Annotated in this window: 22 protein-coding genes, 2 tRNA genes, 1 pseudogene and 1 riboswitch; of the genes and pseudogenes, 12 read left to right on the forward strand and 13 right to left on the reverse strand. The window is 74.6% G+C overall.

What is annotated here, in order from left to right; translation table 11 throughout:
- Nucleotides 1-62: 62 nt before the first annotated feature.
- The gene (locus H9657_RS07710) at nt 63-1,109 is read right to left on the reverse strand and encodes an NAD(P)-dependent alcohol dehydrogenase (RefSeq protein WP_318241369.1); all 1,047 of its coding nucleotides are present in this window, start codon (nt 1,107-1,109) and stop codon (nt 63-65) included.
- Between the two features lie 106 nt (nt 1,110-1,215).
- Between H9657_RS07710 and H9657_RS07715 the strand changes: the two genes are divergently transcribed.
- From H9657_RS07715 to H9657_RS07725, 3 genes are all read left to right on the forward strand, one after another.
- A complete protein-coding gene (locus tag H9657_RS07715; RefSeq protein ID WP_318241370.1) occupies nt 1,216-1,929 on the forward strand; it encodes a TetR/AcrR family transcriptional regulator in 714 nt (237 codons plus the stop codon).
- Nucleotides 1,930-1,948: 19 nt separating this feature from the next.
- Nucleotides 1,949-3,142, forward strand: coding sequence for a tRNA dihydrouridine synthase DusB (dusB, locus tag H9657_RS07720; RefSeq protein WP_318241372.1), 1,194 nt, complete (start codon nt 1,949-1,951; stop codon nt 3,140-3,142).
- A 73-nt stretch (nt 3,143-3,215) separates the two neighbouring features.
- Complete coding sequence (locus tag H9657_RS07725; RefSeq protein WP_191782198.1) at nt 3,216-4,310, forward strand: carboxylate-amine ligase; 1,095 nt, start codon at nt 3,216-3,218, stop codon at nt 4,308-4,310.
- Between the two features lie 58 nt (nt 4,311-4,368).
- Here the strand turns inward: H9657_RS07725 and H9657_RS07730 are convergent, their stop codons facing one another.
- Both H9657_RS07730 and H9657_RS07735 read right to left on the reverse strand, forming a co-directional pair.
- Entirely contained in the window at nt 4,369-6,084 is a 1,716-nt protein-coding gene (locus tag H9657_RS07730; protein WP_191782050.1) for a glycoside hydrolase family 13 protein, read from the reverse strand.
- 88 nt (nt 6,085-6,172) lie between these two features.
- Nucleotides 6,173-7,219, reverse strand: coding sequence for a LacI family DNA-binding transcriptional regulator (locus H9657_RS07735; protein WP_318241373.1), 1,047 nt, complete (start codon nt 7,217-7,219; stop codon nt 6,173-6,175).
- 195 nt (nt 7,220-7,414) lie between these two features.
- Here H9657_RS07735 and H9657_RS07740 point away from each other — a divergent pair, with 195 nt between their 5' ends.
- The 4 genes and pseudogenes from H9657_RS07740 (at nt 7,415) to H9657_RS07755 (ending at nt 12,653) form a co-directional block, all read left to right on the forward strand.
- A complete protein-coding gene (locus tag H9657_RS07740; protein WP_191782054.1) occupies nt 7,415-8,647 on the forward strand; it encodes a sugar ABC transporter substrate-binding protein in 1,233 nt (410 codons plus the stop codon).
- A 121-nt stretch (nt 8,648-8,768) separates the two neighbouring features.
- Nucleotides 8,769-10,412, forward strand: coding sequence for an ABC transporter permease subunit (locus H9657_RS07745; protein ID WP_191782057.1), 1,644 nt, complete (start codon nt 8,769-8,771; stop codon nt 10,410-10,412).
- A 1-nt stretch (nt 10,413) separates the two neighbouring features.
- Complete coding sequence (locus H9657_RS07750) at nt 10,414-11,322, forward strand: sugar ABC transporter permease (protein ID WP_191782059.1); 909 nt, start codon at nt 10,414-10,416, stop codon at nt 11,320-11,322.
- A gap of 46 nt (nt 11,323-11,368) precedes the next feature.
- Nucleotides 11,369-12,653, forward strand: a pseudogene (locus H9657_RS07755) (deoxyguanosinetriphosphate triphosphohydrolase).
- Between the two features lie 24 nt (nt 12,654-12,677).
- On the opposite strand, the gene H9657_RS07760 reads toward H9657_RS07755, so the two are convergent.
- Complete coding sequence (locus tag H9657_RS07760) at nt 12,678-13,010, reverse strand: YciI family protein (RefSeq protein ID WP_225214931.1); 333 nt, start codon at nt 13,008-13,010, stop codon at nt 12,678-12,680.
- Between the two features lie 158 nt (nt 13,011-13,168).
- Here H9657_RS07760 and dnaG point away from each other — a divergent pair, with 158 nt between their 5' ends.
- Nucleotides 13,169-15,124, forward strand: a complete 1,956-nt coding sequence (gene dnaG, locus H9657_RS07765; protein WP_191782063.1) for a DNA primase — start codon at nt 13,169-13,171, stop codon at nt 15,122-15,124.
- 9 nt (nt 15,125-15,133) lie between these two features.
- Here the strand turns inward: dnaG and H9657_RS07770 are convergent, their stop codons facing one another.
- Complete coding sequence (locus H9657_RS07770) at nt 15,134-15,928, reverse strand: transglutaminase-like domain-containing protein (RefSeq protein ID WP_191782065.1); 795 nt, start codon at nt 15,926-15,928, stop codon at nt 15,134-15,136.
- Between the two features lie 313 nt (nt 15,929-16,241).
- Entirely contained in the window at nt 16,242-16,646 is a 405-nt protein-coding gene (locus H9657_RS07775; protein WP_191782067.1) for a phage holin family protein, read from the reverse strand.
- Between the two features lie 131 nt (nt 16,647-16,777).
- Here H9657_RS07775 and H9657_RS07780 point away from each other — a divergent pair, with 131 nt between their 5' ends.
- On the forward strand, nt 16,778-17,074 hold the full coding sequence (locus H9657_RS07780; protein WP_191782069.1) for a hypothetical protein: 297 nt from the start codon (nt 16,778-16,780) through the stop codon (nt 17,072-17,074).
- 7 nt (nt 17,075-17,081) lie between these two features.
- Nucleotides 17,082-17,612: a metallophosphoesterase family protein gene (locus H9657_RS07785; protein WP_191782071.1), complete on the forward strand. Its 531-nt coding sequence runs from the start codon at nt 17,082-17,084 to the stop codon at nt 17,610-17,612.
- Between the two features lie 68 nt (nt 17,613-17,680).
- Here H9657_RS07785 and H9657_RS07790 read toward each other — a convergent pair.
- The 7 genes from H9657_RS07790 to H9657_RS07820 form a co-directional block, all read right to left on the reverse strand.
- Nucleotides 17,681-17,753 (reverse strand) — tRNA-Asn (locus H9657_RS07790).
- Nucleotides 17,754-17,833: 80 nt separating this feature from the next.
- Nucleotides 17,834-18,346 (reverse strand): hypothetical protein, encoded by a 513-nt coding sequence (locus H9657_RS07795; RefSeq protein ID WP_191782073.1) that lies wholly within the window; start codon nt 18,344-18,346, stop codon nt 17,834-17,836.
- 57 nt (nt 18,347-18,403) lie between these two features.
- Complete coding sequence (locus H9657_RS07800; RefSeq protein WP_191782075.1) at nt 18,404-19,096, reverse strand: phosphatase PAP2 family protein; 693 nt, start codon at nt 19,094-19,096, stop codon at nt 18,404-18,406.
- Between the two features lie 14 nt (nt 19,097-19,110).
- On the reverse strand, nt 19,111-19,839 hold the full coding sequence (locus tag H9657_RS07805) for a phosphatase PAP2 family protein (RefSeq protein WP_191782077.1): 729 nt from the start codon (nt 19,837-19,839) through the stop codon (nt 19,111-19,113).
- Between the two features lie 84 nt (nt 19,840-19,923).
- A tRNA-Ile gene (locus tag H9657_RS07810) sits at nt 19,924-19,997 on the reverse strand.
- A gap of 4 nt (nt 19,998-20,001) precedes the next feature.
- The gene (locus tag H9657_RS07815) at nt 20,002-21,228 is read right to left on the reverse strand and encodes an RNA polymerase sigma factor (protein ID WP_191782079.1); all 1,227 of its coding nucleotides are present in this window, start codon (nt 21,226-21,228) and stop codon (nt 20,002-20,004) included.
- Nucleotides 21,225-21,602, reverse strand: coding sequence for a YciI family protein (locus H9657_RS07820; protein WP_191782081.1), 378 nt, complete (start codon nt 21,600-21,602; stop codon nt 21,225-21,227). The genes H9657_RS07815 and H9657_RS07820 overlap by 4 nt, the downstream gene beginning before the upstream one ends.
- Before the next feature lie 243 nt (nt 21,603-21,845).
- Here H9657_RS07820 and H9657_RS07825 point away from each other — a divergent pair, with 243 nt between their 5' ends.
- Together H9657_RS07825 and H9657_RS07830 are read left to right on the forward strand one after the other, a co-directional pair.
- Entirely contained in the window at nt 21,846-22,622 is a 777-nt protein-coding gene (locus H9657_RS07825; protein WP_191782083.1) for a DUF1206 domain-containing protein, read from the forward strand.
- 80 nt (nt 22,623-22,702) lie between these two features.
- A riboswitch (cyclic di-GMP riboswitch) is annotated at nt 22,703-22,777 on the forward strand.
- A gap of 19 nt (nt 22,778-22,796) precedes the next feature.
- Nucleotides 22,797-23,021 (forward strand): BldC family transcriptional regulator, encoded by a 225-nt coding sequence (locus H9657_RS07830; RefSeq protein WP_191782085.1) that lies wholly within the window; start codon nt 22,797-22,799, stop codon nt 23,019-23,021.
- The last annotated feature ends 101 nt before the right edge of the window (nt 23,022-23,122 follow it).

Here is a 23,122-nt window from a genome sequence, read left to right on the forward strand (position 1 = left end):
CCCCCCCCCCCCCCCCCCCCCCCCCCCCCCCCCGCGGCCGTACTCCCGGGGCAGGTGTCCCGTCAGGACTGCTCCTCGGCACGGATCCGCAGCACCACCGTGCCGCGCTTGCGACCGGTGTCGACGTAGCGGTGGGCCTCGACGACGTCCTCGAACGCGTAGGTGCGGTCGACGACCGGCCGCACGACGCCCTCGGCCGCCAGCCCGAGGATCTCGGCGAGGTCGGCGGCCGACGTCGGCAGGTCGCCCGTGACGGCGCGGACGCCGCGGAGCCGGGCGAACGGCGTCCCGAGGGTGCCGGCCAGGTCGGCGACGACGAGCAGCAGCGTGCCGCCACGTCGCAGCACCCGGCGGGCTCGGGAGACGGGCAGCGTGCCGACGCAGTCGACGACGACGTCGACGCGCCGTCCGAGCGCCGTGACGTCCTGCGTGAGGTGGTCGACGACGTCGGTGGCCCCGAGCGAGCGCACGAGGTCGGCGTTCGGTGCGCTGCACACGGCGGTGACGCGCGCACCGCGGGCGGCGGCGAGCTGGACGACCATCGTCCCGACGGCGCCCGACGCGCCGTTGACGAGCACCTCGACGCCGGGCCGCACGTCGGCGCGGCGCAGGAACTTGTGAGCCGTGAGCCCGCCGAAGACGAGCGCGACGGCCTCGTCGAGCCGCAGGGCGTCGGGGACGTGCGCGACGACGCCGGACGCGGGCACCCGCACGAGCTCGGCGTGGCCGCCGAACCCGGACCCCGTCGCCGCGACGACGCGGTCGCCGGGGCGGAAACCCGTCACCCGGGGGCCGGTGGCGGCGACGACGCCGGCGACCTCCATGCCGAGCACCTGCCGACGCGGGCGACGGAAGCCGACGACGGGACCGGCGAGCGCGCCCATGCCGCGGGGCAGGTCCCGCGCGCGCAGCCGGTGGTCCGCGACGCTCACGTCCGAGGCGTACGCGCGCACGAGCAGGTCACCGGGGCCGAGTGCGGGCACCGGGACGTCGGCGAGGCGGACGACCTCGGGCCCGCCGTAGCGCTCGTGCACCGCGGCGCGCATGCGGTGGCCGACGCCGGAGGCGGTCGGGGCCGTGGGGTCGCTGCGGTGGGGCGTGGTCGGCACGGTCGCCTCCGAGGTCGGGCCTTACGGCGTAAGGTTTACGTTGTAAGGGTCGCATCCGACGGTGCGGCGCGTCAACGGTCGGCCGGGACGGTGAGAAGGTGGTGGCGTGGTCGAGGCTCCCGTCGCCGGCGCGTCGCGTCCGCGGCTGACGCGTGAGCGCGTGCTGCGCCGCGCCGTCGACATCGCCGACGCCGCGGGCGTCGAGGCCCTGACGATGCGACGGCTCGCGGACGAGCTCGGCGTCGAGGCCATGTCGCTGTACCACCACGTGCGCGGCAAGGGGGGCATCCTCGACGGCGCCGTCGAGCTCGTGCTCGACGAGCTGGCCGCGGCGGCCGACGCGAGCGCGGTGCCGCCCGGGGACGGCGGGTGGCGGGCGGCGGTGCGTGCCCGGCTCGTCGCCGCGCGCACGGTCATGCTGCGTCACCCGTGGGCGCCCGACGTCATGGCGGCGCGCAGCGTCATGACCCTGGGCGCCGCGCGGCACGTCGACGCCGTCGTCGGCCTCATGCGTGCCGGCGGCCTGTCGTACGACCTCGTGCACCACGGGCTGCACGCGCTGGGCAGCCGGATGTTCGGGTTCAGCCCCGAGATCGCCGAGCCCGACGCCGGTGACCAGCAGGGCGCCGACGCCCTCGCCGGGATGGCCGAACTGGTGCCGCACCTCGCCGCCATGCTCGCCGAGGTCGCGCACGACGACGCCACGACGCTCGGGTGGTGCGACGACCAGACCGAGTTCGAGTTCGGTCTCGACCTCGTCCTCGACGGTCTCGACCGTCTCGCACACGGGTCGTCGGCCGCGGGCGACGGTCCTGGCTGAGCCGGTGGACAATGGGGCGGTGCCCGAGACGACCACGACGCCGCACGAGAGCCCGCGGACGACCTCCGCGGTCCTGCCGCCCCTGCGCATCGGTCCCATCACCGTCGACACGCCGGTCGTGCTCGCCCCGATGGCCGGGGTGACGAACGCCGCCTTCCGCCGGCTGTGCCGGGAGTCCGGCGCCGGGCTCTACGTCGCCGAGATGCTCACCTCCCGCGCGCTCGTCGAGCGCAGCCCGGAGTCCTTCCGGATCATCTCGTTCGAGCCGGACGAGGTGCCGCGCTCCGTCCAGGTCTACGGCGTCGACCCCGCGACCGTCGGAGCCGCCGTGCGGCTGCTCGTCGAGGAGGACCGCGCCGACCACGTCGACCTCAACTTCGGCTGCCCCGTGCCCAAGGTCACCCGGCGCGGCGGGGGAGCGGTGCTGCCCTGGAAGCGGGACCTGTTCGCGTCGATCGTCCGGGCCGCGGTCGACGCGGCACGGCCGGCGGGCGTGCCGGTGACCGTCAAGATGCGCAAGGGCATCGACGAGGACCACCTCACGTACGTCGAGGCCGGGCTCACCGCGCAGGACGCGGGCGTCGCCGCCGTGGCCCTGCACGGACGCACCGCGGCCGACTACTACTCCGGCACGGCCGACTGGGACGCGATCGCGACGCTCAAGGCGGCCGTGACCGACATCCCCGTGCTCGGCAACGGCGACATCTGGTCGGCCGAGGACGCGCTGGCGATGGTCGCGCACACCGGCTGCGACGGCGTGGTCGTCGGGCGCGGCTGCCAGGGGCGGCCCTGGCTCTTCGCCGACCTGGCAGCGGCCTTCGCGGGGTCGGACGAGCGGATCCGGCCCGGCCTGCGGGAGGTCGCGGGCGTCGTGCGGCGTCACGCCGAGCTGATGGTCGACCACTTCGGCGACGAGGACAAGGCGCTGCGCGAGATGCGCAAGCACATGGCCTGGTACTTCAAGGGGTACGTGGTCGGGGGCGAGCTGCGCGCGCAGCTGGGTCTGGTGTCGTCGCTCGCGCAGCTCGACGACCTGCTGGGACAGCTGGACCTCGACCAGCCGTACCCGGGTGAGGCATCCGAGGGTCCGCGGGGGCGCGCAGGGTCGCCCAAGCGCCCGATCCTGCCGTACGGCTGGCTGGACTCCCGCGAGCTGTCCGAGGACTTCCGCCGCGACCTGCACGAGGCGGAGCTCTCGGTCTCGGGCGGCTGACGACGGATCGCCGTCACGCGTCCTCGACGGGCGCGTCCGGCCGTCGCACTGCAGACTTCTGCGCGTGCGAACCATGGGTGTGGAGGAGGAGTACCTGCTGGTGGACGCCGAGGGCGTCCCGACCGGTGTGGCCGACGCGGCGGTACGCGCGTACGAGCGGGGCGGCGGTGAGCCCGCCGACGAGGGGGAGCCGGGCGGGGGTCTCGAGCACGAGCTCCAGGAGCAGCAGATCGAGACCGGCACGCACCCGTGCGTGGACCTGTCCGAGCTCGCCGCTGAGGTGCGTGCGGGGCGCCGTCGTGCGGCGGGCGCCGCGCAGCAGGCCGGCGGGCGCCTCGTCGCCGTCGCCACGTCGCCCGTGCCGGGCCCCACGACGCTGTCCCGGGGCGCGCGCTACGAGGCGATGGCGCAGACCTACGCGCTGACCGTCCGCGAGCAGCTCACGAGCGGGTGCCACGTGCACGTGTCCGTGGCGGACGACGACGAGGGCGTGGCGGTGCTCGACGGCATCGGCCCCTGGTTGCCGGTGCTGCTCGCGCTGAGCGCGAACTCGCCCTACTGGCGCGGCGAGGACACGGGGTACGCCTCGATCCGCTCGCAGCTGTGGAACCGGTGGCCGACGGCGGGCCCGACCGCGCCGTTCGGGTCGGCCCAGGCGTACCGGGACACGGTCGCCGGGCTGGTCGCGACGGGAGCGGCGCTCGACCCCGCGATGATCTACTTCGACGCCCGCCTCTCGCCGCGGTACCCCACGGTCGAGATCCGGGTCGCGGACGTGTGCCTGCGGGCCGACGACGCCGTGCTCGTCGCGGCGCTCGCGCGCGGGCTCGTCGAGACGGCGGCACGGCAGGCGACGCAGGGTGTGCGGCCCGTGCTCACGCGCGTCGAGCCGCTGCGCGCCGCGACCTGGCGCGCCGGCCGCAGCGGCCTCGCGGGCGACCTGCTGGTGCCCCCGACGATGAAGCCCGTGCCGGCCCGCGACGCGGTGGCCGCGCTGCTGGACCACCTGCGTCCGGCGCTGACCGACAGCGGGGACCTGCCGATGGTGCAGGAGCTCGTCGCGGGCCTGTGGCAGCGGGGAACGGGCGCGGACGAGCAGCGCGCGTGGGCGCTCGAGGGCGGGCTGCCCCGGGTCGTCGACCACGCGGTGGAGGCGACGCTGGCGTGACACGCCGGCGGCCCGGTCGCGGTGCGCGACCGGGCCCCCGACGGCGGACGAGGGTCTGTCAGGACGCGCGCAGCCACACGGTCGTGCCGGCAGGCAGCACGCCGTCGAGGTCCGCGGCGGACGCGAGGAGCACGGTCGCGTCCGCGGGCAGCGGGACGGCGGCGTCGCCCAGGTGGGCGACGACGACCACGTCGCCGTTGCGGTACGCGAGCACGTCCTCGCCCGTGGGCTCCTCGAGCCACCGGAGCCCGCCGGACCCCAGCTGCTCCTCGCGGCGGATCCGCAGCGCCGCGCGGTACATCTCGTACGTCGAGCCCGCGCGTCCCCGCTGCCGGTCGACGGCGAGGTCGGCCCACGCGGCGGGCTGCGGCAGCCACGTCGCGCCGGTCGGCGAGAACCCGAAGCCCGGGGCGTCGCCGGACCACGGCAGCGGCACGCGGCAGCCGTCGCGGCCGCGCTCGGCGCCGCCGGTGCGGAAGAACGCGGGGTCCTCGCGCAGGTCGTCGTCCAGGGCGGTGTGGTCGGGCAGGCCGAGCTCCTCGCCCTGGTACAGGTAGGCCGAGCCGGGCAGACCGAGCATGAGCAGCGTGGCGGCGCGCGCGCGGCGCAGGCCGAGGGCCGCGTCGGGCTGCTCGTCGCCGTGCCCGATGCCGTTGGGGCGGTGCGTCGGGTCCGACAGGCCCAGGCGCGACGCGTGGCGCACCACGTCGTGGTTGGACAGCACCCACGTGGTGGGTGCGCCGACGCGGTCGTTGGCGGCGTAGGACGCCGTGATGACGCGCCGCAGCGCGGGGGCGTGCCAGCCCGCCGCGAGGAACGCGAAGTTGAAGGACTGGTGGGCCTCGTCCGGGCGCACGTAGCGCGCGAGCCGGCTCAACGGCTCGACCCACGCCTCGGTGACCATGGCGCGGTCACCCTCGTAGGTGTCGAGCACGCGGCGCCACGCGCGGTAGATCTCGTGCACGCCCTCCTGGTCGAACATCGGCCCGTGGTTGCCCGACCCGTCGACGGCGTCCACGTCGTCGGCCCCGTCGGTGCCGTCGATCATCGCGACGTGACCCTCCCAGTCGGGCAGGCCGGGAGCCTTGACCATGCCGTGCGCGACGTCGACGCGGAAGCCGTCCACGCCGCGGTCGAGCCAGAACCGCAGGACGTCCTCGAACTCGGCGCGCACCTGGGGGTGGTCCCAGTCCAGGTCGGGCTGCTTGCTGTCGAACAGGTGCAGGTACCACTGCCCGGGGGTGCCGTCGGGGTCCGTCGTCCGGGTCCACGCGGGCCCGCCGAAGATCGACTGCCAGTTGTTCGGCGGCAGCTCGCCGTGCTCGCCCCGCCCGTCGCGGAAGTGGTAGCGCGCGCGCTCCGGCGAGCCGGGTGCGGCGGCCAGCGCGGCCTGGAACCACGCGTGCTCGTCGGACGTGTGGTTGGGCACCAGGTCGATGATGACGCGCAGCCCGAGCTGGTGCGCGCGGGCGATGAGGGCGTCCGCGTCGGCCAGCTCGCCGAACAGGGGGTCCACGTCGCGGTAGTCGGCGACGTCGTAGCCGGCGTCCGCCTGCGGCGAGCGGTAGAAGGGCGAGAGCCACACGGCGTCCACGCCCAGCTCGACGAGGTGGTCCAGGTGCGCGGTGACGCCCGGCAGGTCCCCGATGCCGTCGCCGGAGGCGTCGGCGAACGAACGGGGGTACACCTGGTAGATGACGGCGTGGCGCCACCAGCTCGACGCAGTGTCGGCGCGGTGGGCGAGGAACGCGGTGGGGAGGGCCTCGGTGCTCACGGTGAGCCTTCCTTCGGGGTGTGCGGGTGCGGGGGGACAGGGGCGCGCGCAAGGCGCGCGGGGGCCCGCGGACGTGCCGGGCGGAGGATCAGGAGACGGCGGGGGCGCTGACGCGCGCGGGCGCGGTGACGTGCGCGCTGCCGGTCGAGCCGCGCACGACCAGCTCGGGGTGGAACAGCAGCTCGGCGCGCGCGGCCGGCGTGCCGGCGATCTCGGCGACGAGCGCGGAGACGGCGGCGTGGCCCATCGCGGAGACGGGCTGGCGCACGGTGGTGAGCGGCGGGTCGGTGAACGCGATGAGCGGGGAGTCGTCGAAGCCCACGACCGAGACGTCCTCGGGCACGCGCAGGCCGAGGGAGCGTGCGGCGCGCACGGCGCCGAGCGCCATGAGGTCGGAGCCGCAGACCACGGCGGTGTGCCCCGAGCGGATGAGCTCGGCGGCGGCCGCGTGGCCGCCCTCGACCGTGAAGAGCGTCGAGACGACGTGCGCGTCCGGGTCGGTGACGCCCTGGTGCTTCTCGATGAGCGAGGCGAACGCGTCGCGCTTACGCTGCGAGGGGACGAACCGCGTGGGACCGATGGCCAGCCCGATCGCGCGGTGGCCGAGGGAGTACAGGTGGCGCAGCGCCTGATCCATCGCCGCGGTGTCGTCCGTCGACACCGCGGGAGCGTCGACGCCCTCGGCGTAGCCGTTGACCAGCACGATCGGCACGCCGCGGCCGCGCAGGCGGTGGTACCGGTCCTTGCTCGCCGTCGTGTCGGCGTGCAGGCCCGACACGAAGACGATGCCGTCGACGCCGTGGTCCATGAGGAGCTCGACGTACTGGTCCTCGGTGGTGCCGCCGGGGGACTGCGTGCACAGCAGCGGCGTGTACCCGCGGTCGCTCAGCATGGTCTCGATGACCTGCGCGAACGCCGGGAAGACGGGGTTGGTGAGCTCGGGGACGACCAGGCCGACGAGCCCCGCGGACCGCATGCGCAGCTTCTCCGGACGCTCGTAGCCGAGCATGTCGAGAGCGGTCAGGACGGCCTGGCGCGCCTGGGCGGAGACGCCCGGCTTGCCGTTGAGCACGCGCGACACGGTCGCGGTGCTCACCCCGGCCTGCTCGGCCAGGTCCGTCAGTCGTGTGCGCACAGACGGCAGCGTAGTCCGGGCCACCGGACCTCCTCGTCCCCGCACGGATGACGTGCGTCGTTCGACTGCAACTGTTGCCTGAAAGTTACCGTAACGATTTGCGGGGAGGGTCGCAACGCACCTAACGTCACGAGCACGGGCCGATGACGCACCACGCGGACGTCTGCCACGACGATCGACAACAGGAGACGAACGATGCGACGAGGCATCCCGGCCGCTGCGGTGACGCTCGGCCTTGCGCTGGCCCTCACGGCGTGCGGCGCGAACAGTGACGACACATCAGGCGACGCCAGCTCCGCGCCCGCGTCGGGTGGCTCCGAGGACAGCCTCGTGGTCTGGGTCGACGAGACCCGCCAGGCGGCCGTCGAGGTGGCGGCCCAGGCGTTCGAGGACGAGAACGACGTGGACGTCGAGCTCGTGCTGAAGAACTTCGAGGACATCCGCACGGACTTCCTCGCCCAGGTCCCGACCGGCGAGGGTCCCGACATCACGGTCGGTGCGCACGACTGGCTCGGCGAGCTCACGAGCAACGGGGTCGTCGCGCCCATCGAGCTCGGTGACAAGACCGAGGACTTCATCGACGTGGCGGTCGAGGCGTTCACGCAGGACGGGCAGGTCTACGGCCTGCCGTACGCGATCGAGAACGTGGCCCTCATCCGCAACACCGCGCTCGCGGCCGAGGCGCCGGCGACCTGGGACCAGGCGGTGGCAGCAGGTCAGGCCGCCGGTACGCAGTACCAGGTCCTCATCCAGACGACGCCCGAGGGCGACCCGTACACCTACTACCCGCTGCAGACGTCGTTCGGGGCCGAGGTCTTCGCCCAGAACCAGGACGGGTCCTACACCTCGGACCTCACCATGGGTGGCGCACCGGGCCAGGCGTTCGCGACCTGGCTGCAGGCGCAGGGCGCGTCCGGCGTGCTCTCGACCGACGTCACGTACGACATCGCGGTCGAGGCGTTCAAGAACGGCGAGGCGCCCTTCATCATCGGCGGGCCCTGGATGGTCGACCAGTTCGAGGCCCTCGAGCTCTCGATCGACCCGGTCCCGTCCGCGGGCGGCCAGCCGGCGCTGCCGTTCGTCGGCGTGCAGGGCTTCTACGTCTCGGCGCAGAGCGACAACGCGCTGCTCGCCAACGACTTCCTCGTGAACTACATCGCGACGGACGAGGCGCAGCTCGCCCTCTACGAGGCCGGCAACCGGCCGCCGGCGCTGGCGTCGGCAGCCGAGGAGGCCTCGTCCGACCCCATCACCGCCGGCTTCCTGGCCGTCGGCGAGGAGTCGCTCCCGATGCCGTCCATCCCGGAGATGGGCTCCGTCTGGGCCTTCTGGGGCGTCACCGAGGCGAACATCATCTCGGGCGCGGCCGAGCCCGTCGCGGCCTGGGACAAGATGATCGCCGACATCCAGGGTGCGATCGGGTCCTGACCCGCACCGGTCGCACCGCGGGTCCGCCCGCGGTGCGACCGCCCGCTCGCCGGTCGCCCCTGCGTCCGGCGGGCGACCTTCCCGGCGCCGACGCGCCGACCGACCGCACGGAAGGCGCGCGATGCCCAGTCAGCCCACCCTCACCGGCGACGCCACGGACCCCACGGGGACCACGGGCGGCACGTCCGGGCCCCGGGGTCTTTCCGCGCGCGATCGTGACCGTCCCGCGCGCGGTCCCGTCCGTCCCGGGACGCTCGTCAAGATCGCGCTCATGGCGGTCGTCAACGCGCTCGGCGTCTTCGGCGTCCTCGCCGCGTGGCGCGAGGGCCACATGGGCATCCTCGCGTCGATGGTCGCGCTCGTCGTCGTCGCGGACTGGGTCTACTTCTCGAAGCGCACGCTGCCGCTGAAGTACATCCTGCCCGGCCTGGCCTTCCTGCTCGTCTACCAGGTCTACGTGGTCGGCTACACCGGCTGGGTCGCGTTCACCAACTACGGCGACGGTCACAACTCCACCAAGGAGCAGGCCGTCGAGGCGCTGCTGCTGCAGAACGAGCGCCGCGTCGAGGGCTCGCCGACGTACCCGCTGACCGTCGTCGACCGCGGTGGGGCGCTCGGGTTCGCGATCGTCGAGGACGGCGAGGCGATGGTCGGGACGGCCGACGACCCGCTGAGCGAGGTGCCCGACGCGACCGTCGACGACGACCGCGTCACCGAGGTCCCCGGCGCGACCGTGCTGAGCCGCCAGGACATCCTGCGCCGGCAGTCGGAGGTCACGAGCCTGCGGGTGCCGGTGTCGGACGACCCGAACGACGGCTGGGTGCGCACGCAGGACGCCCGCACGGGCTTCCTCGCCACACCCACCCTGCAGTGGGACCCCGAGGCCGACACCATGACGGACGTCACGACGGGCACCGTCTACGAGGCGACGTCCGACGGGTCCTTCCGCTCCGACGACGGTCAGCGTCTGAACGTCGGCTGGCGCGTCATGGTGGGCCTCGACAACTTCCGCACCGCGTTCGGGGACGAGCGGTACGCCCAGCCCTTCGTCAAGATCCTCGTGTGGACCTTCGCGTTCGCGATCCTGTCCGTGGTCTCGACGTTCCTGCTCGGCCTGTTCCTGGCCATCACCTTCAACGACACGCGCGTGCGGGGCCGCAAGATCTACCGCACGCTGCTGATCTTCCCGTACGCGATCCCCGGCTTCCTCGCGGCGCTGCTGTGGTCCGGCATGCTCAACCGCTCGTACGGGTTCATCAACCAGGTGCTGCTCGGCGGTGCCGCCGTGCCCTGGCTGACGGACCCGTGGCTGGCCAAGCTCTCGGTGCTCGGGGTCAACCTGTGGCTGGGCTTCCCGTACATGTTCCTCATCTGCACGGGCGCGCTGCAGTCCCTGCCCGGCGACGTGCTCGAGGCGGCGAAGGTCGACGGTGCCAGCGCGTGGCGCACCTGGCGCTCGGTGACGCTGCCGCTGCTGCTGGTCGCGACGTCACCGCTGCTCATCTCGTCGTTCGCCTTCAACTTCAACAACTTCACGCTCATCTACATGCTGACGGGCGGCGGTCCGCGCTTCGCCGACGCGTCCGTGCCGCTCGGCCACACCGACATCCTCATCTCGATGGTGTACTCCGTGTCCGGCCTGGACGGCACCGCGGCCAAGAACTACGGCCTGGCCAGCGCGCTGTCGATCGTCATCTTCCTCATCGTCGCGACGATCTCGGCGATCACGTTCAAGCGGACCAAGCAGTTCGAGGAGATCAGCTGACATGGTCACCACCGACGTCACCGCCTCGTCCAGCACCGCGCCCGGGCCCGACGAGCACCGCATGCCCCGCCGGCGGTGGCTCGCCGAGCTCGGCTGGCGCCACCTCGTGGGCGTCGTCGCGGTCGTCTACGCGCTGTTCCCGATCGTCTACGTGATCTCGGCGTCGCTGTCCGAGGGGGGCACGCTGACCGGCTCCAACCAGCTGTTCGCGCAGGTGAGCACCTCGAACTACGAGGCGCTCGGCGGCACGCTCTTCTGGACGTGGCTGGGCAACTCGCTGCAGATCGCGATCGCGACGGGCGTCGGGACGGTCCTCATGGGCGCGGCCGCGGCGTACGCCTTCTCGCGGTTCCGGTTCACGGGGCGCCGGGTGGGCCTGACCTCGCTGCTCATCATCCAGATGTTCCCGCAGATGCTCGCGTTCGTGGCCGTCTTCCTGCTGCTGATCGCGCTGGGCAACGTCGTGCCGGCCCTGGGGCTGAACAGCAAGCTCGCGCTCATCGCCGTGTACCTCGGCGGCGCCCTGGGCGTGAACACGTTCCTCATGTACGGGTTCTTCAACACCATCCCGCGCGAGCTCGACGAGGCCGCCAAGATCGACGGCGCCACGCACGCCCAGACCTACTGGACGATCATCCTGCGGCTCGTCACGCCGATCCTGGCGGTCGTCGCGCTGCTGTCGTTCATCAGCACGTTCGGCGAGTTCATCATCGCCCGGCTCGTGCTGCAGTCCGAGCGCAACTGGACCGTCGCGGTCGGCCTGTACGGCTGGGTCTCGGCGCTGCTCGAGGCGAACTGGGGGCTCTTCGCCGCGGGCGCCGTGATCTCGGCGCTGCCGGTGCTGGTGCTCTTCCTGTTCCTGCAGAAGTACATCGTGGGCGGGCTCACGGCCGGCGCCGTCAAGGGGTGAGCGAGGGCGTGAGCAGGGCACGGCCGTCCCGCTCTACCCTGGGGACGTGACCGCACTCGACCACATCGCGCCCGACGTCGACGGGTACGCCGACGCCGACCGGGAGCGCTGGGTCGCCGAGGGCGAGAAGTCGCGCGAGCGCACCCCGTTCGAGCGCGACCGCGCGCGCATCGTGCACTCCTCGGCCCTGCGCCGCCTCGGCGCCAAGACGCAGGTGCTCGGGCCGTCGTCGGACGACTTCGTGCGCACACGGCTGACGCACACGCTCGAGGTCGCGCAGGTGGGCCGGGAGCTCGGCAAGGCGCTGGGCTGCGACCCCGACGTCGTCGACACCGCGTGCCTGGCGCACGACCTCGGGCACCCGCCGTTCGGGCACAACGGCGAGCGTGCGCTCGCGGAGCTCGCGCGGGGCATCGGGGGGTTCGAGGGCAACGCGCAGACCCTGCGCCTGCTGACGCGCCTCGACCCCAAGGTCGTCGCGCCGGACGGGACCTCGGTGGGTCTGAACCTCACGCGCGCGAGCCTCGACGCCTCCGTGAAGTACCCGTGGCGGTACGGGCAGGGGCCGATCAGCCCTGCCAGCGGACGGCCCACGCACAAGTTCGGCGTGTACGAGGACGACCTGCCGGTCTTCACCTGGCTGCGGGCGGAGGCGCCCGACGGTCGCAAGTGCCTCGAGTCGCAGGTCATGGACCTCGCCGACGACATCTCGTACTCGGTGCACGACGTCGAGGACGCCGTGGTCGGCGGGCGCCTCGACCTCGGCGTGCTCACCCGTCCCGACGAGCGCGCGCGCGTCGTCGAGGCCGTGGACACCTGGTACGGCGCGCAGGTGACCGCCGACGAGCTGTCCGCCGCGATGGACCGCCTCGTGGCCGCGCGGCTGTGGGAGCGTGGGTTCGACGGGTCGCGCCGGGCCCTCGCGGTGCTCAAGGACGCCACCAGCCAGCTCATCGGCCGGTTCGCCAAGGCCGCGCAGCAGGCGACGCGGGCGCGCTACGGCGACGGGCCCCTGACGCGGTACGCGGCCGAGCTCGTCGTCCCGCACGAGACGCTCGCCGAGATCCTCGTCCTCAAGGGCCTGGCCGTCGCGTACGTCATGGCCCCGCGCGAGCTCGAGCCGCTCTACCAGCGCCAGCGCGAGATCCTCACGGACCTCGTCGAGGTGCTGGCCGACCGCGGTGCGGACGCCCTCGAACCGCCGTTCGCGGTCGACTGGCGCGCGGCCCCGGGCGCCCCGCCGGCGCGGCGGCGTCAACCAGGTCGCCTCCCTCACCGACGTCTCGGCGGTCGTCGCCCACACGCGGCTCGTCCACCCGCCGCGCCACTGACCCGGCGGCGCCGTGGCAGGGCCGTCAGTCGCCCGCGTCCAGCGGCCAGACGGGTCGCACCTCGACCCGGCCGGCGCGCGCCATGGGGTGCGCCGCGGCGATCGCGACCGCCGCGTCGAGGTCGGGCGCCTCGATGACGTCGTAGCCCGCGATCTGCTCGCGCGTCTCGGCGAACGGCCCGTCCGTCAGGACGACCTCGTCACCGCGCCGCCGCACGGTCGTCGCGGCCTCGACCGGCCGCAGCCGGTCGCCGTGCTTCCACGCACCGCGCGCGTCCACGTCGGCGCCCCACTGCTCGATCGTCAGGTCCCTGGGCGCGGCCTCCTCGCCGTCGGGGTCGGTGCAGATGAAGAGCATGTACTCCACGTCGTCCTCCTCGTGCCTCGCGGGCGTCGGCCACCCGTCACCCCCATGACGCGCGGCCGGAGTGACATTCGACATCATGCGGGCCGCCGACCTGCGGCGGGGCGCCGACGCGCCCCGGGACCGGCGCGCGGACGCCTAGACTCACGCCCGTGGCCGGACGGATTCTGCGGGAGGACGTGGAGGCCGTCCGCGAGCGCGTCCGCATCGAGGAGGTCGTCGGTGCGCACGTCGCGCTGCGGCCCGCGGGCGTCGGCTCGCTGAAGGGGCTGTGCCCCTTCCACGACGAGCGCTCGCCGTCGTTCCACGTCCGGCCGCAGGTGGGCCGGTACCACTGCTTCGGGTGCGGCGAGGGCGGCGACGTCATCGCGTTCGTGCAGAAGGTCGACGGCCTGGGCTTCACGGACGCCGTCGAGTACCTCGCGTCGCGCGCGGGCATGCAGCTGCGGTACGAGGAGGGCGGCGGACCCTCGCGGCCCGGCGAGGAGCCCGGCAGGCGTCGGCGCCTGCTGGACGCGCACCGCATCAGCGAGGAGTTCTTCCGCGAGCAGCTCGTCTCGCCGGAGGCGGCGGTGGCGCGCGCGTTCCTCGCCGAGCGCGGGTTCGACCGGTCCGCGGCCGACGACTTCGGCGTCGGCTTCGCCCCCCAGGGCTGGGACACGCTGCTGCGGCACCTGCGCGGGCGCGGCTTCACCGAGGCCGAGCTGACGGCGTCCGGGCTCGTGAGCCAGGGCGCGCGCGGCATCTACGACCGGTTCCGCGGGCGCCTGGTCTGGCCGATCCGTGAGGTCACGGGTGAGACGGTCGGCTTCGGCGCGCGCCGGCTGCTCGACGACGACAACGGGCCCAAGTACCTCAACACCCCCGAGACGCCGCTGTACCGCAAGTCGCACGTGCTCTACGGCATCGACCTCGCCAAGCGGGAGATCTCCCGCGAGAAGCAGGTGGTCGTGGTCGAGGGCTACACCGACGTCATGGCGATGCACCTGTCCGGCGTGCGGACCGCGGTGGCGACCTGCGGCACGGCCTTCGGCCCGGAGCACGCGCGGATCGTGCGCCGGCTGGTCGGCGACAGCGGGGGAGCGGGCGGCGTCCAGCTGGCGGGCGGGTCGTCGGTGGGCGGTGCGATCGTCTTCACGTTCGACGGCGACGCGGCGGGGCAGAAGGCGGCGCTGCGCGCGTTCGGTGAGGACCAGGCGTTCAACGCCCAGACGTTCGTGGCCGTCGAGCCCTCGGGCATGGACCCGTGCGAGCTGCGCCAGGAGCGCGGTCCCGACGCCGTCCGGGCCCTCGTGGCGTCGCGGCAGCCCCTGTTCGAGTTCGTCATCCGCTCGACGCTCGCGGCGCACGACCTGACGACGGCCGAGGGGCGCGTCGGTGCGCTGCGCGCCACCGCACCCGTGGTCGCCGGGATCCGCGACTCGGCGCTGCGGCCCGAGTACGAGCGGCTCCTGGCCGGGTGGCTCGGCATGGACGACGTCGCAGGCGTGCGTCGCACGGTCGCCGACGCCGCGCGTCGCGGGTCGCGGCCGACCTCCCGTCCCGGCGACCGCGACGGCGTGCGGCGCCCCGCGCCGGGCGACGACGCGACGATGCCCTCGCCGATGCCGCGCATGTCCGCGCCCGACCGGCGCGACCCCGTCGCGCAGGTCGAGCGCACGGCGTTGGAGGTCGTGCTGCAGCACCCGACGCTCGTGCCGCCCGAGTTCGACGCGCTCGCGCCCGACGCGTGCACCGCACCGGCGTACCGCGCGGTGCACGAGGCCGTGCGCGCGGCCGGGGGGCTCACGACCGCGGCAGAGGTCGTCGCGCAGGGCGGTGAGTCCGCCTGGGTCGGTGCCGTGATCGAGGCGGCCGCCGAGCCCGTGCGTGGGCTGCTCACGGAGCTGGCGGTCGCGCCGCTGCCCGAGGACCGTCCCGACGCGCTGCCGGCCTACGTGCGGGGCGTGGTGATGCGGCTGGTCGACGTCGGCCTCACGCGCCGGGTCGCCGACGTCCGCGGGCGCCTGCAGCGGCTCGGTGCCGACGCCGACCCCGTGGAGCAGCGCAGCCTCCTGGGCGAGCTCCTCGAGCTCGAGGCCCAGCGCCGCACGCTGCGGCCCGCCTGACCCGCCGGGTCAGCGCAGCGCGACCAGCCCGGTGCCGTCGTCCGGTGCCCGCGTGTCGCTGACGGCCGTGACGGTCATGGACCGCAGCCGCAGGCTCCCGCCGTAGTACGACAGGAACGCGGTGTCGGTCGCGTCGCGCCCGGTGGCGATGCGCAGGAGCGACGCGCGCGGCGCCAGGCCCGTGGCGTCGACGACGTACCAGGCGCCGTCGACGTACGCCTCGGCCACGGCGTGGAAGTCCATCGGCTTGAGCCCGGGCGCGTAGGCCGACGCCAGGCGCGCGGGCACGTCGCAGGCCCGCAGCAGCGCCACGACGAGGTGCGCGAAGTCGCGGCACACGCCGCGCCGCTTGAGCAGGGTGTCGGTCGCGCCGTCCGTCGGCAGGCTGCCGCCGGGCAGGTACGTGACGTGCTTGCCCACCCAGGACACGACGGCGTCGAGGAGGTCGGCACCCGTCAGGCCGCGGAACTGGTCGCGCGCGAACGCCAGCAGGCGGTCGGAGTCGGCGTACCGGCTGGGGCGGCGGTACTCCACGAGGTCGACGTCCTCGACCGGGGGCGGGGCGGCCTGCCCGGTCACGGTCGCCTGGTAGTCCACGACGACACGGCCCGCCGGCGCGAGGATCCGGTGCATGCGTCCGCCGTGCGGCGTCTTGATCTCCAGCACGTCGAGCGGGTCGTCGTCGGTGCGCGCGAGCAGCAGCTCGGTGCGTTCGAACGGCCCCTCCGCGACGGCCACGGCGAGCAGCAGCTCGAGCGGCGCGTGGACGTCGAGCGAGAGGTGGGCAGCCACGGAGCGCAGCACGGACGACGCATCCTTCCCCGGCCAGGACGGGCCGGACGACGGGTGGTGACGGGGGGCGGTGACGCGACGAGCACCTGCGGGGGACGCGGGGTCGACGACTCGTCCGCGGGCCGGACGACGACGTCGGTGGGCCGGCGGACGAGGGCATGGCGAAGCAGGGGTGAGGCGGGGAGAGGGTCCCGGGGCGAGCGGGATGAGGCAAGTGTGAGGCTCACGAGGACGTTCGTCCAGCCCCTCCGTCGGGCGCTGCGTCCGTGCAGGTCAGGGCGTTGTTCTCGCGTTGCTGGGCACGCTCGGGCGGCGCCGTCGACGGTCAGTCCGGGGCGCGCCGTGCCGCGGTGCGCCCGGTGTGCTTCTCGCGCAGCAGGACCCGGGGGAGCAGGAACGTCGCGAGCGCCGTCACGACCCACACGACGACCGTCGCGAGCACCCACGCCGTGACGCCGCTGATGCGCAGACCGCCGGTGAGGAGGTGGGCGAGCAGCAGCGCCACGAACGTCGACACCAGGCCGATGCCGCCGAGGAGCGCCGGCGCGTACCTGCTGCTGAGCCGCAGGACGACGGGCGCCAGCAGCGACTGGGCGAGGGCGAACACCACGACCGTCACGACGAAGCCGGACGCGGTCACCGTGACCCGGTCCACCAGGGCGGCCGCGGCGAGCAGGCCGAGCGCGGCGGAGCCGAGGAAGATCAGCGCGCGCAGCAGCAGCCGGACCATGAGGTCAACGTAGACCCGGGGCCCGGGGGCGGCGAGACGTGCGCGGGGCGCCGTCGCGTGGTGGGGTCCCGCGTCGCGTGCCAGGCTGGACGCGCCGTCGCCGCGCCGCGGCGAAGAGGGGAGGACGCCACGTGCCGCAACGTCTCACCGCCGCCAACGTGGCCGCGTCGAGCACGTGGACGGACCCCGAGGGCATCCGTCGGCCCGCCGGTGACGTGCACGCCTGGGTGCCGGGCAAGAACCAGACCGTCTGCGGGCTCGCGCTGAGCCGCTCGTCCCTCGCGCGTCTCCCGCACGTCGCGTGGCACGAGGCCCTGCCCGAGTCCGGACCCCACGCCGACGCCGTGCAGCACGTGTGCCCCCGGTGCCGTGCCGCGCTGCGGCCCCGGCCCGACGGGGTCGACCGGCGCGCGTTCCGACGCCCGTGAGACGCACGTGAGCGGGGCCGGCCCCGTCCGTGTCGTCGCGGTCGCCGACACCCACGTCCCGGCCCGCGCCCGTGACCTGCCGGCGGTCGTGTGGGACGCGATCGACGCCGCGGACCTCGTCGTGCACGCGGGGGACTGGGTCACGACCGACCTGCTCGACCGGTTCGAGGAGCGCGCGACCCGGCTGCTGGCCTGCCACGGCAACAACGACCCGCCCGCCCTCGCGTCCCGCGTCCCGGAGGTGGCCCGGGCGGTCGTGGCGGGGGTGCGGCTCGGCGTCGTGCACGAGACGGGCGCGGCGAGCGGGCGCGAGCGGCGCTGCGACGAACGTCACGCCGACCTGGACCTGCTCGTCTTCGGGCACAGCCACTTCCCGTGGGACACGGTGACCCCGGGCGGCCTGCGGCTGCTCAACCCCGGTTCGCCGACCGACCGCCGCCGGCAGCCCGCGTGCACGTACCTGACGTTCACGCTGCACGACGGCGCGGTGCGGGACGTCGAGCTGCACCGTCTGCCGCCGCGCACACCCGTGCCCTGACCAGGGCGTCCGGACAGCACGAAGGCCCCCGACCCGCTCGGACGCGGGGCGGAGGCCTCGTTGGACTGCTCCCCCGACTGGACTCGAACCAGTAACCCTTCGATTAACAGTCGAATGCTCTGCCAATTGAGCTACGGGGGATCGTGCGGCAAAACCTTAGCAGCCTCCCGGGGGTGCCTGGCGACACGTCACCGGTCCGCAGGCCGTCCGGCCGGCCGACGTCACGGCGCCAGCCCGGCCTCGGCGCGCACGCGTGCCTCCGCGTCGGCGACGAGCCGTGCGGCGGCGGGGTCCGTGAGGTCCACGGTCCCGTCGCCGATGACCTGCGTGAACAGGTCGCCGCGCTCGTCTCGGCGCAGCGCGACCCGCACGGACGTGCGCACGCCGGGGACCGTGACGTGCTCCACGTGGACCACCGACTGCTGCACGCGCTCGCGGAACGACTGGACGAGGTCCCACGCGTGGTCGTCCGTGGCGAGGACGAGCTCCGTGCGGGCCCCGCTGACCCAGTGGACGGTGAGCGTGCGGGTCTGGTCGTCGAGCGAGCCGCGGTCCACGTCGGCCCACGGCGTGCGCACGGCACCGCCGTCACCGACGACGTGCAGCGCGCGGCGCGTCGTGACCGCCCACCGCCCGTCGTCGAGGGGGGCGGTCGCGAGGATCGCGTCGCCGTGCAGGTCGAGCGCGCGTCGCAGGGCTTCGGGCAGGCGGTGCCGCCGGGAGAAGAGGGCCACGTCACCACGGTAGCCGCGCCGCGGCGCGCCACCGACCGGCCGGCTCACCGGGCCGCCTCACCGGGCCGGCGTGCGCCGCCGGACGTGGTTCCACGCCAGCACGGCGCACGTGGCGCCGTTGAGGAAGCCCACGACGACGTCGGTCGTCGCGTGCATGCCGCGGTAGGTCCGTGCCACGCCGACGGCCACGGGCACGAGCACGCACAGCACCGTGGCCGCCCAGCGCACCACGGGCTGCTCGATGCGCTGCGCCGCGAAGGCGAGCGTGAGGTAGAAGGCCGTGGCCGCACCCGTGTGGCCGCTGGGGAAGCTCGAGGTCGGCGGGGCGTGGTCGAGGTGCTCGACCTGCGGGCGCTCGCGCCCGACGACGAGCGCCGACGTGAGGAAGATCGCGGCCTGGACGGCCACCGCGAGGCCCGGCACGACCGCGAACCACCACTGCCGCGTGCGCCACCACGCGACCGCCATCGCCACGACGCACGCGCCGATGAGGAACTCCGTCTGACCGATCGCGGACAGCACCGTCGTCACGGAGTCGAGCGCCGGCGTGCGCCACGCCACGAACGACTCGTTGACGCGCGCCTCGGCCGGCAGGCCGCCCAGCGGTCCGGTGATCAGCAGCCCCAGGCCCACGACGAGGCACCACAGGAGGCCCGCGGGCAGCAGCACCCTGCGGACCAGGTCGTGACGCGCCTGCTGCGGCGAGGGTCGGCGGTCGTCGATCTCGTAGCGGTGCCAGAAGGCGTGCACGCGTCCTCCGTCGGTCAGGGGGTCGGGGGATCAGGGGTCGGGGGTGCTGCGGGGTGCGGGTCGTCGGGCGCCGCGGGCGCTGGGTCGTCCGGCGCGTCGCGACGCCAGCCGACGTAGGACGCCCCGGCGATCGCGAGGCCGAGCAGGATCCCGGCCAGGACGTCGGACGGGTAGTGCACGCCCAGCAGGACGCGGTCGGCCGCGGTGAGCACGACGAGCGCACCGGCGGCCACCGGGACCAGCACGCGCCCCACCGGGCCGAGCAGGGGCCGCACGAGCACCGTGAGGGCCACGGCGACGACGGTGGTGTTGGCGGCGTGACCGGACGGGAAGCTCCAGCCCGGGGCGTGCGCGACGGCGTCCTCGATGACCGGCCGCGCGCGCTGCACGAGCGCCTTGGCGGTGATCTGCAGCACCCAGCCGACGGCCACCGTGCCGGCAGCCCACACGGCCCGGTCGCGCAGCCCGTGCCGGCGCCACGCCCAGAGGCAGACCGCCGGCACGAGCAGCAGGTCGATCCACCGCGCGGAGAAGACCTCCTGCCACGTGACCAGCAACGAGCGCAGCGGACGTGACGCGCGCGTCACGTCCGTGGCGGCACGCACCGTCTCCTCGTCGAACCGCACGACGGCGTCCCAGCCGCCGCGCACCGCCACGGCCAGGGCGATCACCGGCAGCACGACCGCCGCGCCGAACGTGGCGGCACGCACGAGCGCACGACGCGGCGTGCGGGGGGCGGGCATGGCGAGACCCTAGGGGTGCGCGGCGCGGGCTGCACCCGGACGGCCTCGCGGCGGTCCCGCGACCGTTCGCGCAGGTCGCAGCGGTGGGCCAGGTGGGGCTTGAACCCACGACCGACGGATTATGAGTCCGCTGCTCTGACCGACTGAGCTACTGGCCCCTGATCAGGTGGAGGTTACCGGAGCGCCTCGGCGGTCCGCGGCCTCCCGCGCACGGCCGAGCAGGTGGTCGCGCACGTCGACGTCGCCGGCCAGGTCGGCCGCGCGCCGGTAGGCGGCCGTCGCCTCGTCGTGGCGGTCCGTGCGGGCGAGCAGCGCCGCACGCGTGGCCCACCAGGGCTGGAACGCCGGGACCGGCTCGGGCGGGAGCGCCGCGAGCCCCGCGTCCGGCCCGTCGAGCCGGCCGACGACCGCCGCGAGGGCGACCCGCGCACCGAGGCTCGGGGCCACGGCGTCGAGCGCGAGGTACAGCAGCCGCAGGGCCGGCCAGTCGGTGACGCCCGTGCGCCGCCGGTCGCAGTGCACGGCCTGGATCGCGGCCTCCAGCCGGAACCGGCCCGGCACCCCCGGCCCCTCGGCCCGACGCAGGTACGCCTCGCCCTCGGCGACGAGGTCGCCGCGCCACGCCGTCGCGTCCTGCTCGTCCAGCGGGACGAACGGGCCCGTGCTGCGCCGTGCCAGCGCGAACGTGACGAGCGCCGCCAGGGCCCACGCCTCGGCGTCGTCCTCCAGGAGCGTGGCGAGCACGACCGCGAGGTGCTGCGCCTCGCCCGCCAGACCACGCCCGTCCTGGCGCCAGGTCGCCGCGGCGGCGCCGTAGACGGCCTCGAGGACCGCCGGCAGGCGCTCGACCAGCTCGGACCGGCCGGGCACGACGAAGGGGACCCGAGCCGTGGCGATGCGCCGCTTGGCCCGCACCAGGCGCTGCGCCATCGTCGCGGGCGGCACCGAGAACAGCCGGGCGACCTGCGCGGCCTGCAGGCCCAGCACCGCCTGCAGCATCAGCGGGGTGCGCACCTCCGGCGCGATCGCGGGGTGCGCGCAGACGAGGAGCAGGGCCAGCCGGCGGTCGGGGACCGCGTCCGGGTCGAGGTCGGCGAGGGGGTCGGTCGTCGAGGCGGCGACGGTCTCGTCCAGCGGGACGGACGTGCGGTGCGCGGCGGAGCGCCAGACGTCACGGACGCGGTGCCGGGCGACGGTGAGGAGCCAGCCGTCGGGGTTGCGCGGCACGCCGGCGGACGGCCAGGTACGCAGCGCCTGCTCGAACGCCGTCGAGAGCGCGTCCTGCGCGAGCGCGACGTCACCGGCCGCCGCCGCGAGCAGCGCCAGCAGGCGGCCGTACGAGTCCCGGGCGGCGCGCTCGGCGGCCGCCCGGGCCTCGTCCGCGCTCACGCGCTGGGGACCCAGGAGCCGTCCACCGTGTGCAGCGCGCCGGGGCGCACCTCGACGGGACCCCACGTCACGGACGGCGCCTGCCGGGCCCAGGCCAGCGCCGCGTCGAGGTCCGGGACGTCGATGACGAACGTCCCCCCGAGCTGCTCCTTGGTGTCGGCGAACGGGCCGTCCTGCACCTGCAGGACGCCGTCCACGGAGCGCACCGTGGTGGTCGCCACGGACGGCTGCAGGACCTCGGCGCCGACGAGGACGCCCGCGGCCTGCAGCGTGGCGGCGTAGGCGGTGAAGGCCTGCTGCCCGTGGGCGATGCCGTCGGGTCCGAGCTCCTCGGGCGTCAGCTCGGGGTAGTGCAGCAGCAGCGTGTAGCGCATGGCGTCCTCCTGGGACGTGCGGCCGACCTCGTCGACAGCGTAGGACGCGCCCGTCGTCCGGGTCGCGGGCGGGGTGGGCACCCCGTCGTCAGCATGACGATCTCGCGCCCCACCGATCGACAGGGCCGCGCGGGCCGCGGGCCGTGACGGGCGCTTCCGGATGCCGATCACCCGGAGCGCTGCCACCATCTCTGGCGGGCACCGACGGACGTCGGGACGGGGAGCCCGTGTCGAGGAGGTGTCATGGCCACGGTCGCGACGAGGTCCCCGCAGGGCGCGTGGGAGCTGGGGGCACGGGCGGGCTACGCCGCCAGCGGGCTGCTGCACGTGCTGATCGGGGTGCTCGCGGCGCAGCTCGCGCTGGGGTCGTCCGGGGGGAGCGCGGACGAGTCCGGGGCCTTCACGGCGATCGCGGCGACGCCGTTCGGTGCCGTGGTGCTGTGGGTCGCCGTGGTCGCCTTCGTCGCGCTCGCGGCGTGGCAGGCGGCGGCCGCGATCAGCGGTGCCGCCGGTGAGACGGGAGACCGGGTCAAGGCGGGGGCGAAGGCGGTCGTGTACCTCGCGCTCGCCGCGACCGCGTACTCCGTGGTGCGCGGCGCGTCGGGCGGGGGCCGCACGCAGAGCGCCACCGCCGAGATCATGCAGTCCCCGGGTGGTCGGCTGCTCGTCGGGGCCGTCGGTGTCGGTGTCGTCGTCGTCGGCGTCTACCACGTCTACAAGGGGCTGACGAAGAAGTTCCTCGAGGACCTGAACCGGCTCCCGAGCGGGACGGCCGGCCGGGTCGCGCGCCGGGCGGGCGTCGTGGGCTACGCCGCGAAGGGGCTCGCGCTGACGATCGTGGGCGTGCTCTTCGTCCTGGCGGCGGCCACCGCGAACCCCCAGGAGGCGTCCGGTCTCGACGGTGCCCTCCAGACGCTCCGCGACGCCCCGGCGGGACCGGTGCTCCTGCTGCTCGTCGCGGCGGGCCTGGTGGCATTCGGTGGCTACTGTGGCGTTAGGTCCCGGTTCGGCAGGCTGTGACTTTTCACCCGGTCCGGACAGATCTGGCATGGCGACGCTTCTTGCACAGTTGTCCAGATCGGGGCATAGTCGGGGATGTCAGCGACAAAGGGCAAACCCGCCGCAAGGTGGGGACGCAAAGCCACGGGGCCCACGGGGTCAGCCGAGCTACCGAACGACGAAGGAGTACCAGCCATGGCTGTTCACACCACCCTCTCCGAGGCCCCGCTCACGCAGGGCGCTCTCCTCACCCCGGGTGAGGTCGCGGTCCTCTTCCGCGTCGACCCCAAGACGGTGACGCGCTGGGCGCAGGCCGGCAAGCTCTCCGCGGTCCGCACCCTCGGTGGCCACCGCCGCTTCCACGAGGCCGAGGTGCGCCAGCTCCTGACCGGCGTCCCGCAGCAGCGCGCGGGGGAGTGATCCCCGCGCCGTCAACGACGACGCATCCACGACGCCGACGCCGGTGGTGACCTGTTCACCACCGGCGTCGTGCTGCGTGCGCCCGGTCATCGGGCATCGTC

Source organism: Cellulomonas avistercoris, assembly GCF_014836445.1.
GTDB classification, from domain to species: Bacteria; Actinomycetota; Actinomycetes; order Actinomycetales; family Cellulomonadaceae; genus Cellulomonas; species Cellulomonas avistercoris.

Bases quoted from the DNA above. Each gene is read 5' to 3' on its own strand.
- H9657_RS07725 (WP_191782198.1), top strand. From the start codon at position 3,216: ATGGGTGTGGAGGAGGAGTACCTGCTGGTGGACGCCGAGGGCGTCCCG.
- H9657_RS07740 (WP_191782054.1), top strand. From the start codon at position 7,415: ATGCGACGAGGCATCCCGGCCGCTGCGGTGACGCTCGGCCTTGCGCTG.
- H9657_RS07745 (WP_191782057.1), top strand. From the start codon at position 8,769: ATGCCCAGTCAGCCCACCCTCACCGGCGACGCCACGGACCCCACGGGG.
- H9657_RS07750 (WP_191782059.1), top strand. From the start codon at position 10,414: ATGGTCACCACCGACGTCACCGCCTCGTCCAGCACCGCGCCCGGGCCC.
- H9657_RS07760 (WP_225214931.1), bottom strand. From the start codon at position 13,010: ATGCTCTTCATCTGCACCGACCCCGACGGCGAGGAGGCCGCGCCCAGG.
- H9657_RS07775 (WP_191782067.1), bottom strand. From the start codon at position 16,646: ATGGTCCGGCTGCTGCTGCGCGCGCTGATCTTCCTCGGCTCCGCCGCG.
- H9657_RS07805 (WP_191782077.1), bottom strand. From the start codon at position 19,839: ATGCCCGCCCCCCGCACGCCGCGTCGTGCGCTCGTGCGTGCCGCCACG.
- H9657_RS07820 (WP_191782081.1), bottom strand. From the start codon at position 21,602: ATGCGCTACACGCTGCTGCTGCACTACCCCGAGCTGACGCCCGAGGAG.
- H9657_RS07825 (WP_191782083.1), top strand. From the start codon at position 21,846: ATGGCCACGGTCGCGACGAGGTCCCCGCAGGGCGCGTGGGAGCTGGGG.
- H9657_RS07830 (WP_191782085.1), top strand. From the start codon at position 22,797: ATGGCTGTTCACACCACCCTCTCCGAGGCCCCGCTCACGCAGGGCGCT.